Consider the following 12269-nt stretch of genomic DNA (forward strand, 5'->3'; position numbering starts at 1 on the left):
TCACCCCGAATAGACCACGGCCTGCGTGCCGCCGGCCCGATTGACGGCTCGGCTTTTTGGTGTCGCCATGGGGCGGCCGTGGCCCGCCGTGCAAGAGCAAAGGAGGTGGCATGAATCAACGAGTGAACATCGATCTCGGCGACCCGCGTGCCGAAGCGTTTGAGGCCAGGCAGTTCAAGGTCTATACCCATCGCCAGCTGGACAAGATCGAGGCGATTCAGAATCTGCCTGAAAACCTGCGTTTCGACATGCGGGTTGTCAGCCAGGTGCTGCCGTTTCGCGTCAACGAGTACGTCATCGACGAACTGATCGACTGGAACAACGTCCCCGAGGATCCGGTCTTCCAGCTCACCTTTCCCCAGCGCGGCATGCTCAGGCCCGAGCACTTCGACGAGGTAGCCGAACTGGTCAGCCGAGATGCCGATGCGGCAGAGCTCAAGCCGGCAATCGAGCGTATTCGCAGCGAACTCAACCCCCATCCGGCGGGACAGATGGACCTCAACCTGCCGCTGCTGGACGGCGAGCCGCTGCCCGGCATGCAGCACAAATATCGAGAGACGGTGCTGTTCTTTCCCAGCCAGGGGCAGGTATGCCACAGCTACTGCACCTTCTGCTTCCGCTGGGCGCAGTTCGTGGGCGACAAGGAGCTCAAGTTCGCCTCAAGCGAGGCCGGTTCGCTGCACCGCTACCTGGCCGAGCACACCGAGGTCACCGACCTGTTGATGACTGGCGGCGACCCCATGGTGATGAAGGCCAAGCACCTGCGTCAGTATCTGGAAGGGCTGATGGCCCCCGAACTGGAACATGTTCAGGACATTCGCATCGGCACCAAGAGCCTGACCTTCTGGCCCTATCGTTTCGTCACCGACCCGGACGCCGAGGATATCCTAGAGCTGTTCCGCGAGCTGACCGCCGCCGGCAAACACGTCGCCTTCATGGCGCACTTCAACCACTGGAAGGAGATGGATACTCCCATCTGCCGGGAGGCGATCCGTCGTATTCGCGCCACCGGTGCCGAGATCCGAACCCAGGCGCCTCTTCTGAAGCACATCAACGACGATGCCGACCAGTGGGCGCGCATGTGGACCACCCAGGTGCGCCTGGGGATGATTCCCTACTACATGTTCGTCGAGCGCGACACCGGTGCCCGCCACTACTTCGAGGTGCCGCTGGTGCGTGCCTGGGAGATCTACCGCGAGGCCATGAAGCAGGTGCCGGGCCTGGCGCGTACTGCCCGCGGGCCGTCGATGTCCGCCGATCCGGGCAAGGTGGAGATTCAGGGTGTGGCCGAGATCAAGGGCGAGAAGGTCTTCGTGCTGCGCTTCATCCAGGGCCGCGACAGCGACTGGGTGCAGCGGCCTTTCTTCGCCAAATACGACGAGGGAGCCACATGGCTCAACCACCTGGAGCCAGCGCTGGGCGAGAGCGAGTTTTTCTATGAGGCCGAGTTCGCGGCGATGAAGGACGAGAAACAGGCGCTGATCATGAAGGCGTCTTGATATAGAAATTGTTCAGTGTCTGGTTAACAAGGCTAAGCGCCTCTGGCTATACAGCAGGGGCGCTGCCGTTAATGAAGATATGTATATCCCTGATCTGGCCTTTTCTTGTTGAGCAAGATTCGATATAATCCGGAGAATTGGTCAATTTTTATACTAATAGCCTCAGTTAATGCCTCATACATATAGTTAAGTGTTGTAATATGTGACTAGATTTGGTGGCTGGGAAAGATGGCAATAAAGGATTTTTATGAATGAAGCCCATGGGGTTAAAGTAAATAGGTCGTTTCTTGGGTTGGCCAAGCTGGTTATACTGGAAGGAGAACGCTTCTCAGTTTCTACAGTAGCTATACTTGCGAATTTGCTTTTTTTCTTCTTTGTTTTATCTTACTCTGCTTTAGTTTATGTGCAGTTCGATTATTTAGATATTGTTAAGGTGGCCGTTCTCTTCTTGGGGCTTTTTCTGGGGCTCCTGATTCTTTTTGAACCTTGGGTATTTAAAAGCAAATTAAAATTATATTGGATAAATGCCTTCTGGTCAGTTCTAGTGTTTGGAGGAATGTTAGCACTGCTGAGTTCTCCAAGTGCGCAGTTTTTTCACTATTACCCAACATTTCCTCTTCTGGAGGCGGAATTGGGGTTGGGATGGCATCAAGATAGCGCATTCCATGTGTCGATTATAAATAGCTTTAATGTTCTTGGATACTCATCTATCGCGCAGCATGATGCACCTTTAATGGTGTACCATGTATTTAGCCATTTTATAGACTCGCTATTAATTCGGCTTTCAGGAGTTGATGCTTGGAGTTCGTATGGACTGTTCTATTATTATAAAAGCGCTTTGCTATTGTCGGCAATTGTTTTTTTTGTAGCTTCAGTTTGTAGGGGGAGAAAATATTACGTCTTTCTTTTTTCTTTGGTTTTTCTTGCGCCCATGGCTGTCGCAACATGGCATGCGATAGGTTCACATGGCTTGTGGTTTACCAGTCTAGTCATTGTGTTATCTTCACCATTGGTCTTTAGGCTTATTAGCCAAAGTGATCCACTAAGGTTAAAAGAATATTTAATTCTGTTTGCTTTGCTGGTAGTTGTTTCTGCTGGAAAAGTATCCAGTGGTTTCGCGTATGCGACTCTGATAGGATTTACTTTATTTTTTGCCAGTTATAAAAATTATAAAATCTATTTTTTTGGAGTTTCTTTGCTTATTTTCTTTGCCGCTTACAATTCGTTAATGACTATTAGTGATGGCGGTTTAAGCTTTTCCGGATTCCATGAGTTGAAGAGGTTCATTCTTTTACGTACTGGCATTTTTCATAATGAATTGCATCAAGTATATCTGCTAATTCTGACAACTGGTGTTCTATCTTGGTTGTTTCGTTCAAGTTTTACTGGGCGACTTTTTCTAAGCGGCTTGTTATCGTCGCTTGTCATCGCTGTAATAGTTAGCCTTCAACCTAATTTCTCGAGATCAGATATTTGGTATTTTGTTTATGGTTTGAGCAGTGTTCTGATTTTGCTGGTATATCAGTCAATGATTTTCTTATTTTCAGATAAGTCAGCGAGGAAAGGGATTGTCAATTTTGATCATCAGTATATCAGAGTAGTGCTTGTAGTCTTTGTCATAGCACTAACAAGCCAGTTCAGCTTAACGAAGGTAAACTTCTTTAACTTGAGCCCAGGGCTAGTTAAGGATGTTGCTGAAAATATTTATTATCAGCCTTTTTCACGTATCAATGATTACGATGATGACCTCAATACAAATATCTACAAACAGCTTCAGGGTCGCGGCCTAAGCGACCTATCTTCTTACTCAAGACCATTGGCTGATTTTAAAAAATCACTGGCATCCTATATGCAGGGAAAAGGTCTTTCACAAAAAAACACGTTACTATACATACCAGAAGAAGTTTTTCTGGCAGACTTCAGCCGGTTTGGAGGTGCCTCTTGGGCAAGAGGTTTACTTGCATATTCGGTGACAGGTGTTCCTTTACTTCATGGCATGGAGTCGTTGCGCAGAACTTATGGCTATAATGATTATGATGAGTCCGCTCTTTGGGTTGAACGGTCCTTGTTTGATGAGTCAGAAGCATGCAAATTCGAAAAATATGTAATAATTGTCGAAGATTTCGAAGGTGGAGATTTTACGCTAATTGATTGCCACACGATCATCCAAAATCCGACTTCTTGAGAAGGAAAGAAAGTGAAGAAGGTGGCTATTTTTTTGTACAACCAGATCTCTTGGAAAGGCTATTTCAATATGGTAGCCGCTGTGGATGAGTCAAGTACCCACGCGATCTGCAATAAGGGGTAGCTAAAAAATGAAGAAAATATTAAATAGCCAAAATAAAACAGAAAATCTAAGTTCACCTCACCTGTCTGTCGTGATCCCCGTTTACAAAGCTGAAAAATGTCTGGATGAACTCTATCGCCGCCTTAAAGAGTCAATAGAAACAATTACGACAGACTTTGAAATTATTCTCGTTGAAGATTGTGGTGGCGACAACTCGTGGAATGTGATTGAACGACTTGCAGCTGCTGATCCACGAGTACGCGGCATTCAATTCAGTCGTAATTTTGGGCAACATTATGGGATCACAGCAGGGCTGGATATTTGTCGGGGTGATTGGGTAGTAGTGATGGATTGCGACCTGCAGGACCGTCCTGAAGAAATTCCGCGTCTTTACAACAAGGCACAGGAAGGTCATGATGTTGTTTTGGCACGCCGAGGCGCGCGAAGCGACCCACCCTTAAAACGCTTCACCTCATGGCTATTCTATAAGGTGTTTAGCTATTTGGCGGATATAAACTATGATGGTGATGCAGGTAACTTTCGTATAATGTCTCGGAAAGTAGTCGTTAATTTTAATTGCATGCGGGAGCGACTTCGTTTTTTTGGTGGTTTAGTTCAATGGATGGGGTTTCCCACTGCCAGTATCGAAGTTCAGCATGACCAACGTTTCGAGGGGAAATCCACCTATACTTTTATCAAACTGTGGAAACTGGCTGCTGAGACTGTTATAGCTTACTCAGACAAACCATTAAGGTTATCAATTCGGTTCGGGTTTTCTATTTCATTCCTAGCGTTCGCGTACGGCGCTTACATTATTTATCGTGGAGTGGTACACGGTATCCAAGTTACAGGTTGGAGCAGTCTTATTGTTTCTTTTTATTTTCTCGGAGGAATTATTATTAGTATTCTTGGTATCCTAGGTGTTTATCTTGGGAAAATATTTGACGAGACCAAACGCAGGCCTCTATATATCGTTAGCAGATCAACTTTTAATCTAGACTAGGCATGGTCATACTTGTGTATTTGATTCGAGGGCTAAATGAAAATATTAATATTTTCTTTGGGTGAAAAAGGATATCGAGTCGTTAAGGCTCTTTCTGAAAAAAAAGATAAACATGCTTATGTTTGCGTGATAGGACATGATGGCGCTGTGGAAAAAGACTTCAGCTCAGACTTGACTGATTTTTGTATACGCAACAAAATTGAATATTACATAAGAAAAAGATTCACATATGATATTTCTGGGTACGATTTAGTGCTTGCGGTAGGATGGCGCTGGTTGATAAGAGGAGTCAGTGAAGAAAAATTGATTGTTTTTCATGATTCGCTTCTGCCTAGGTATAGAGGATTCGCTCCGCTCGTTACGGCACTGATAAATAAAGAAAAAGAGACAGGGGTAACCGCGTTATTTGGAGGAAAAAATTATGATACAGGAAATATAGTTCTACAAAAAAAAATGTCAATAACTTATCCGACAACAATTGCTGCGGAGATTAATAGAATTTCAACAGTCTATTCGGATTTGGCGGTTGAGTTGGTGGAGAAATATTCGGAAAATAATAATATAATAGCAAGTTATGAGCAAGATGAATCTAAATCTTCTTATAGCCTTTGGCGTGATGAAGAAGATTATCGGATTAACTGGGATAGTGATGCAAAAGATATTGAGCACTTTATATCCTGTGTTGGTTATCCGTATCGAGGCGCAACATCTTTGCTGGATGGTAAGAAGATCAGGATAATAAAAGCAAAGGCGAGGGCAGATGTAACTATTGAAAATCGAAATCCGGGTAAGGTGATTTTTCTTGAATCAGGCTTGCCTGTGGTTGTTTGTGGTTCTGGTCTAATAACTTTGATTGACATTTGCGGAGAGTACGGAGAATCATTAATGCCGATTAAGTCATTTCGCAGCAGGTTTGGTTAAATAAAAAATGGTTTGCTAATGTTGGATTTTAGTCACGCAAGTAGTGGCTAGAGGTAAAATTCTAACGGTCCGATATTTAGAACCAATGCAAAAAGGATGTTGTTTTTTACGAAGATGATGCCTGAGGCATGTTGCTCAGTGACATTTTGAAGCAACTCGAACTGTATTTTCTTCAAATGTAACTTCGAATCTCAGGCATCAACCGATTACTTGCGTTTACACCGAAATTAGTGTATAAGGATCAGTATTTCAGCCTCAAAATGCTTGCCGGGTAGGAAAAGCTGGAAGCTGAATTTTCTGTTATCAAGCATGCGACCGGTGTGTGGTTATGACTCGATCAGTCGTTTCTTATGAAAAGGGTCCTAAGTTGCGATCAAGTTATTATCCATCAAAAAGCACGATTAAGCAGGTTTTTCGTTTTGCGCTTGTAGGGATTTTGATTAACCTGCTTGTATATGCAGCCTACGTTACTATAACTTATGTTGGAGGCACACCGAAATTAACAATGACGGCCCTTTACGCTGCTGGCGTTCTGATTAGCTTCTTTGCTAATCGGCGCTTTACATTTGATCATGCTGGGCATATAGGTGAAGCAGGTGTACGTTTTTTAGCAGCGCACTTAGTCGGTTATTCGATTAATTTTCTTTTACTGTTTATTTTTGTCGATAACTTTGGCTTTGCCCATCAATATGTGCAGGGGGTTTCAGTTTTTATTGTTGCAGGCTTCTTGTTTTTTATTTTGCGTTTTTTTGTTTTCATGTCGAAGAATAATCCTAACAAAGCGATAAAATAATGAAAACTGTCTTCAGTGTAATTGAGAAAATATTTGGTCGTCAGTAAATCTGCTGCAATTATTAAAAAGGATTCGACTCAACTGTTTTTTCAATGTCGCGAAGGATTACACGTCACTATATTTATCAATGCAAACTTATATGCCTTGGCGATGCCGAGCAGAAAATAATATAAGGGGGAGGGTCCCTCCTGCTTAGTGGTGACATCTTTTTATGACCTGAAGGGAGGCTAAGTTAGATTATGAAAGCAATAATTCTTGCCGGTGGTGCTGGCTCGCGTTTGTATCCTTTGACACAGATTTCCAGCAAACAACTGCAGGCGGTTTTTGACAAACCGATGGTCTACTACCCCCTGACAGTACTGATTGCATCAGGGATTAAAGATTTCTGCCTTATTTCGACACCGCAAGACTTGCCCAGATATCAAAACTTGCTTGGGGATGGGAGGCAGTGGGGCGTGTCAATCGAGTATCGCCTGCAGCATAGGCCTGAAGGAATCGCCCAAGCGTTTATAATTGCAGCTGATTTCGTCGGCTCTGATGATGTGATTTTGATGCTTGGTGACAATATTTTTTCCGGGGGCGATGATTTCCCTAGAGCGGTCACTGGCTTTGACGGCGGTGCAACCATTTTTGCCTATCACGTCAAGGATCCTGAGCGCTATGGCGTGGTAGAGTTTGACCGCGATGGAAAGGCAGTCTCTATTGAGGAAAAACCCCGACACCCAAAAAGTAGCTACGCTGTGCCCGGCGTGTACATTTATGATAATCAGGTGCTGGAAATCGCAAAAGCAGTAAACCCTTCTCATCGTGGCGAATTAGAAATCACGGACGTCAATCTAGAGTACCTTAGGCGTGGCAAACTACAGGTACGTCGCTTGAGTCGAGGCTTCGCCTGGCTGGATGCCGGAACCAGCACCGCCCTGCATGAGGCTTCTTCATATATTGAAGCCATTGAGCGGCGGCAAGGGATTAAAATTGGTTGTCCCGAAGAGGCGGCTCTGGTCAGAGGGTTCCTTTCTATTAATCATTTCGAGACCTTAATTGACTGTATGCCGAAATGCGAGTATAGCGAATACCTGCGTGGTGTTGCTGACGAGTGGCACAGGCTTCAAGGAGAAAAGAAATGACACAGGATATCCAGTTTAATCGGCCTTTTATGACCGGCAAAGAGTTGTATTACATTGCCGAAGCTAAGTTCGGCAACATGCTTGCCGGTGATGGTCCTTTCACCAGGCGTTGTCATGAATGGCTGGAAAACAAAAGTGGTTGCGACAAGGCGCTGTTAACCCACTCTTGCACAGCGGCACTCGAGATGGCCGCATTGCTTCTGGATATTAAGCAGGGTGACGAGATAATTATGCCCTCGTACACCTTTGTGTCGACTGCCAATGCTTTTGTGCTTCGGGGCGGCGTTCCAGTTTTTGTCGACATTCGAGAAGATACTCTCAATCTTGATGAACGCCTTATCGAGTCAGCGATCAATCAGCGTACTCGCGCTATTGTGCCAGTCCACTATGCAGGGGTAGCCTGCGAGATGGACACAATTATGGATATCGCTGAGCGGCATGGCCTGATGGTTGTAGAGGATGCAGCGCAGGGAGTGATGGCAACCTACAAAGGGCGAGCGCTAGGTAGTATAGGTGATCTAGGAGCTTACAGCTTTCATGAGACCAAAAACGTGATCTCAGGCGAGGGCGGTGCCCTGTTAGTGAACGCCCCGACACTGGCGATGCGTGCTGAAATCATCCGTGAAAAAGGCACCGACCGGAGTCGATTTTTCCGGGGTGAAGTCGATAAATATACTTGGCAAGAGGCGGGATCCTCACTCTTGCCTGGCGAGCTAGTTGCAGCTTTTCTGTGGGCACAGCTTGAGGAAGCCGAGCGCATCACGAATGACCGCCTGGCGACTTGGCAGCGCTATCATGCACTTCTAGAACCGCTGGAAGTCAAAGAGCTACTTCGCCGGCCGATCGTACCGGATGAGTGTCAGCACAATGCTCACATGTATTACGTCCTACTGGCGCCGGAGATTGATCGGCAAAAAGTGCTCAATGAGTTGAAGAAAAACGGCATCTCTTCGGTTTTCCATTACGTTCCTTTGCACTCTTCGCCTGGAGGAGAGCGGTATGGTCGAGTGCAGGGGGAGTTGGAGGTTACCAATAGGCAGTCAGAGCGGCTTGTGCGCTTGCCATTGTGGGTGGGGCTAACCGCCGAACAGCAAGAATACATTGCTAAGGTTTTGACGCGTGCCATCAGTTCATAGATTAAGAGGATAGTAATACAATGAAAGTCCTTATCACCGGTGGAGCGGGTTTTATCGGCTCAGCGGTTGTCCGGCACATCATTAATAAAACGCAAGATAGTGTCATCAACCTGGATAAGTTGACCTACGCAGGTAATCTTGAAAATCTACGGGAAGTTGATGGCTCGGATCGATATGTCTTTGAGCAGGTTGATATCTGTGACCGGTCAGAGGTTGAGCGAGTTCTTGCTGAGCAGCAGCCCGACGCCATCATGCACTTAGCTGCAGAGAGTCATGTGGATCGCTCTATTGATGGCCCAGCGGCCTTTATCGAAACCAATATCCTTGGCACATACACACTACTGGAAGCAGCTCGTAACTATTGGCATGGTTTGGAAAGCCCACGCAAACACGCTTTTCGCTTTCATCACATATCCACTGATGAGGTTTATGGAGATTTGCCGCATCCGGATGATGCCTATGGCGCGGAGCACCACCTATTTACTGAAACCACACCCTATTCTCCCAGCAGCCCTTACTCGGCCAGCAAAGCCAGTTCTGACCACTTGGTCCGCGCATGGATGCGGACCTACGGCCTGCCGGTTCTGGTTACCAATTGCTCTAACAATTATGGCCCTTACCACTTCCCTGAAAAATTAATCCCGTTAATGATTCTCAACGCCTTGGAAGGAAAGCCTCTGCCAGTTTATGGTAACGGCGAGCAGATACGAGACTGGCTATATGTTGATGATCATGCAGTTGCTCTATACAAAGTGGTCACCGAAGGTATTGTTGGTGAGACTTATAACATTGGCGGGCATAACGAAAAAAAGAACCTTGAAGTGGTTCAGTCTCTCTGTGATGTTTTGCAGGAACTTTCTCCTCCGGATGCGGAACACGTGGTAAAAGAATATCGGTCGCTTATTACCAATGTACAGGATCGCCCGGGCCATGATCGCCGGTATGCAATCGATGCCAATAAAATAAAACACGAGTTGGGTTGGCAGCCGGCAGAGACTTTCGATACTGGCATTCGTAAAACCGTGCAGTGGTACCTCGACAACTTGGATTGGTGTCGGCGTGTGCAGGATGGTAGTTATTTTCGGGAGCGGTTGGGGAGACGTTATGATTAAATCGAATTGCTATTCTTGTGTATTTGTTTATTTTGCACAGATGACAAGTCGATGACTTCAAATTTTTAATGAAGATGTTAGCCTCAGCTATGTGTCAGATTTCGTTGGCCCTTGGCTGACAGACAGTACTTGTTGTCGAATCTAAATTAATAGGTTTTCATATATTATTCCTTTGCCGACCTTGGTAAAGGAGACCAAAATGCGATTCATCACTTGCCCATCCTTCGTGGATGGGTTTTTTCTTTCTGCGCCCGTCAAAGACTTTGTTGATAATGAGTTGATACAATCGGCCTTTGGCGGTGACCTGAAGCAAACCAATCAGTTCTGGAAGGAAACCGGAACCCGCCTCTACCACGTCTTGCCCTCGGATACGCTCGATGAGCTACGTGATGATGAGTGCGGATTATTGCGTTACCCGCCTGAATTTATCCTAAAGGGCCCCGATGACTACTACTTGCTACTGGTGGTTACCCAGGATGATGGTGGAGGCGTCTATGTGCTGTTTCCTCGGCACAGTGCCTGCTCGGTACTCAATGAGCTAGCAAGGCAGGCCGATGATTAACTTCCACTACCAGGCGTATGCCAAGCACTTTTCCAATCGAGCCTTCTGGAAGAAAGTCAAATCCCTCCCCGGTACGTTCCGCGACCTCATCTACTACGCCAAGTTGCTCTGGTATGTCATGCAAGAGCCCGGTGTCCCTGTCGCCATGAAGGCTGCTGCAGTGGGAGCCCTTGGTTATCTGATCAGTCCGGTAGATATGGTACCCGATGTGCTGCCCGGCGGCCTTGTAGATGACCTGGCCGTGGTGATGAGTGTCCTCAAGATGCTGGATGCGTATATCACCCCGGATATGCGCCGTCGTGCTCGGGAGTAGACCACTCACCCTGACTTCGGGCCCATAGACGCCCGTTTCCATGTCTTACCGACCTTTCCTTAGTAAATCAATTCATCGCGTGTCGCTGCCGCCAAATCGGTGGTGATAGGCGTGTATTCGTCTGCGTGAACCTCGGAGATCCCTGTATGACATCTCGTACAAAGCGTAAGCCTGCTGCTACAGCCACCACCAAGCGCAAGACCGATCCCCCACAACCGTCGTCACCCGTCGACCCGACGCCGGAGGATCAGCAAGCTGCTTCACCGGTTTCTACGATCCGCATCTTCAAGAAGGCGACCTGTTCCAAGCTGAGCCCTCGCGGGAATGGCGAGCTGACCTACCACCTTGGCTACCGGGACGAGGATGGCCAGGTGCTCCTTCGTGTGACCGGCAATGCCTCCAGTGGCTACTTCAGTCAGGAGTGGATTGCCTTGGAGGATATCGAGGCACTAATGACCGCCGAGAATGGCCACGGCTTCAAGGCGATTCTCTTCAAGCCGCTGTATCAGCAGAAGGGTGCCAACAACCATGGCTTCCTGGGGGCTGCTCTCAAGGCCGAGGGCATCGTGGAAGTGGACGAGGAACAGCCCCTGGTGATGTATGCCGTCGAGGATCGTACTGCCTTCGATGAGAAGGTAGCGACCCTGGTGGAGGAGGGGACCGCACTGCATGACGACGTCGCCGAGGAGAATGCCCGCAAGGAAGCCCGCAAGCAGGAGCGCCTGGCCGAACAGCAACGTCGACGGGAAGCGCGGATGGCGCAGGAGCAAGCTGCCGCCGATGCCAAGTCTGCTGACTCACTACCCGCCACAGATGCCGCTACCGATGAAGAACCCCCGGAATCACCCGATTCTGATACCGAAAACCCCGATAGCAAGGCGGCTGAAGGGTAATCCATAGACCCGCCCGGCTATGGGCGTTTTTCATCACGCAAAAGGTTCGTTTAGCGAAATGCAGGATTCGGCATAGCTCCTCACCGGGGGCTATGCCGTTTTTTTATGTCCAGACGCCATGCCGGTGCGCATGGCCCTTACTCATTGGAGTTTCCCATGAGCTTGCCCATCACTCTCGACACCACAGATACCGCCTTGCCCATTCCGCAGGCCCTCACCGATGTACTGCTCAAGGAGATCGAGCGCGCCTATATCACGACACCCCCTCAACCCACGGAAGATCCGCTGTTCGGTATCACCCTGGTCTTCCGTGATCCTGGCTATGACCCGCTGCTGGGTGGCTATCACCCCGTCGAAATCCGCCTGGGTAGAGCCAACGAGCATTACCGCCTCGACTACCTCACTGACTTCAGCTACGTGGGCCCTGCCGATCAAGCCGAGTTGCAAAGCGAGATCAACTTCGAGTTTGGCGTATCCCTCTGTGTGGTCCGCTATCTGCCGCCCATTGCGCTTAGCAGGGTAGGAGAGTTCTTCGATCTCTATGTCACCAACTTTCTCAGCTACTACCGCAACGGCGCCTATGAGGTCGAGGTGGTCTGGGAAAACTGATGCCGTAGGGAGTC

Annotated in this window: 12 protein-coding genes; all 12 read left to right on the top strand. The window is 47.9% G+C overall.

All coding sequences use genetic code 11. The features are described 5' to 3' along the window. The first annotated feature begins 110 nt into the window (after nucleotides 1-110). The 12 genes from DU505_RS00555 (at nucleotide 111) to DU505_RS00605 (ending at nucleotide 12255) form a co-directional block, all read left to right on the top strand. Complete coding sequence (locus tag DU505_RS00555) at nucleotides 111-1499, top strand: KamA family radical SAM protein (protein ID WP_114477053.1); 1389 nt, start codon at nucleotides 111-113, stop codon at nucleotides 1497-1499. 247 nt (nucleotides 1500-1746) lie between these two features. Beyond that, entirely contained in the window at nucleotides 1747-3684 is a 1938-nt protein-coding gene (locus tag DU505_RS22250; RefSeq protein ID WP_147273031.1) for a hypothetical protein, read from the top strand. Between the two features lie 130 nt (nucleotides 3685-3814). After that, complete coding sequence (locus DU505_RS00560) at nucleotides 3815-4789, top strand: glycosyltransferase family 2 protein (protein ID WP_114477054.1); 975 nt, start codon at nucleotides 3815-3817, stop codon at nucleotides 4787-4789. 36 nt (nucleotides 4790-4825) lie between these two features. Continuing rightward, nucleotides 4826-5710 (top strand): methionyl-tRNA formyltransferase, encoded by an 885-nt coding sequence (locus tag DU505_RS00565; RefSeq protein WP_114477055.1) that lies wholly within the window; start codon nucleotides 4826-4828, stop codon nucleotides 5708-5710. A gap of 328 nt (nucleotides 5711-6038) precedes the next feature. Beyond that, complete coding sequence (locus tag DU505_RS00570; protein WP_114477056.1) at nucleotides 6039-6503, top strand: GtrA family protein; 465 nt, start codon at nucleotides 6039-6041, stop codon at nucleotides 6501-6503. A gap of 239 nt (nucleotides 6504-6742) precedes the next feature. Next, on the top strand, nucleotides 6743-7630 hold the full coding sequence (rfbA, locus tag DU505_RS00575; protein ID WP_114477057.1) for a glucose-1-phosphate thymidylyltransferase RfbA: 888 nt from the start codon (nucleotides 6743-6745) through the stop codon (nucleotides 7628-7630). Further along, the gene (gene rffA / locus DU505_RS00580) at nucleotides 7627-8766 is read left to right on the top strand and encodes a dTDP-4-amino-4,6-dideoxygalactose transaminase (RefSeq protein WP_114477058.1); all 1140 of its coding nucleotides are present in this window, start codon (nucleotides 7627-7629) and stop codon (nucleotides 8764-8766) included. Before rfbA ends, rffA begins: the two co-directional genes overlap by 4 nt. 20 nt (nucleotides 8767-8786) lie before the next feature. Then, a complete protein-coding gene (gene rfbB / locus DU505_RS00585) occupies nucleotides 8787-9878 on the top strand; it encodes a dTDP-glucose 4,6-dehydratase (protein ID WP_114477059.1) in 1092 nt (363 codons plus the stop codon). A 199-nt stretch (nucleotides 9879-10077) separates the two neighbouring features. Beyond that, nucleotides 10078-10440 carry a hypothetical protein gene (locus tag DU505_RS00590; RefSeq protein WP_114477060.1) on the top strand — a complete coding sequence of 121 codons (363 nt, stop codon included), beginning with the start codon at nucleotides 10078-10080 and terminating at the stop codon, nucleotides 10438-10440. Next, nucleotides 10433-10753 (top strand): YkvA family protein, encoded by a 321-nt coding sequence (locus DU505_RS00595; protein ID WP_114477061.1) that lies wholly within the window; start codon nucleotides 10433-10435, stop codon nucleotides 10751-10753. Before DU505_RS00590 ends, DU505_RS00595 begins: the two co-directional genes overlap by 8 nt. A 146-nt stretch (nucleotides 10754-10899) precedes the next feature. Further along, nucleotides 10900-11646 (top strand): hypothetical protein, encoded by a 747-nt coding sequence (locus tag DU505_RS00600; RefSeq protein WP_114477062.1) that lies wholly within the window; start codon nucleotides 10900-10902, stop codon nucleotides 11644-11646. A gap of 156 nt (nucleotides 11647-11802) precedes the next feature. Further along, nucleotides 11803-12255: a DUF2787 family protein gene (locus tag DU505_RS00605; protein WP_181872687.1), complete on the top strand. Its 453-nt coding sequence runs from the start codon at nucleotides 11803-11805 to the stop codon at nucleotides 12253-12255. The last annotated feature ends 14 nt before the right edge of the window (nucleotides 12256-12269 follow it).

Source organism: Billgrantia montanilacus (genome assembly GCF_003336675.1).
Taxonomy (GTDB): Bacteria; Pseudomonadota; Gammaproteobacteria; order Pseudomonadales; family Halomonadaceae; genus Halomonas; species Halomonas montanilacus.

Excerpts from the sequence above, each read along its gene's own strand:
- DU505_RS00595 (WP_114477061.1), top strand. The coding sequence starts at position 10,433 with ATGATTAACTTCCACTACCAGGCGTATGCCAAGCACTTTTCCAATCGA.
- DU505_RS00565 (WP_114477055.1), top strand. The coding sequence starts at position 4,826 with ATGAAAATATTAATATTTTCTTTGGGTGAAAAAGGATATCGAGTCGTT.
- DU505_RS00555 (WP_114477053.1), top strand. The coding sequence starts at position 111 with ATGAATCAACGAGTGAACATCGATCTCGGCGACCCGCGTGCCGAAGCG.
- DU505_RS00590 (WP_114477060.1), top strand. The coding sequence starts at position 10,078 with ATGCGATTCATCACTTGCCCATCCTTCGTGGATGGGTTTTTTCTTTCT.
- rfbB (WP_114477059.1), top strand. The coding sequence starts at position 8,787 with ATGAAAGTCCTTATCACCGGTGGAGCGGGTTTTATCGGCTCAGCGGTT.
- DU505_RS00605 (WP_181872687.1), top strand. The coding sequence starts at position 11,803 with ATGAGCTTGCCCATCACTCTCGACACCACAGATACCGCCTTGCCCATT.
- DU505_RS22250 (WP_147273031.1), top strand. The coding sequence starts at position 1,747 with ATGAATGAAGCCCATGGGGTTAAAGTAAATAGGTCGTTTCTTGGGTTG.
- rfbA (WP_114477057.1), top strand. The coding sequence starts at position 6,743 with ATGAAAGCAATAATTCTTGCCGGTGGTGCTGGCTCGCGTTTGTATCCT.
- DU505_RS00570 (WP_114477056.1), top strand. The coding sequence starts at position 6,039 with ATGACTCGATCAGTCGTTTCTTATGAAAAGGGTCCTAAGTTGCGATCA.
- DU505_RS00600 (WP_114477062.1), top strand. The coding sequence starts at position 10,900 with ATGACATCTCGTACAAAGCGTAAGCCTGCTGCTACAGCCACCACCAAG.
- rffA (WP_114477058.1), top strand. The coding sequence starts at position 7,627 with ATGACACAGGATATCCAGTTTAATCGGCCTTTTATGACCGGCAAAGAG.
- DU505_RS00560 (WP_114477054.1), top strand. The coding sequence starts at position 3,815 with ATGAAGAAAATATTAAATAGCCAAAATAAAACAGAAAATCTAAGTTCA.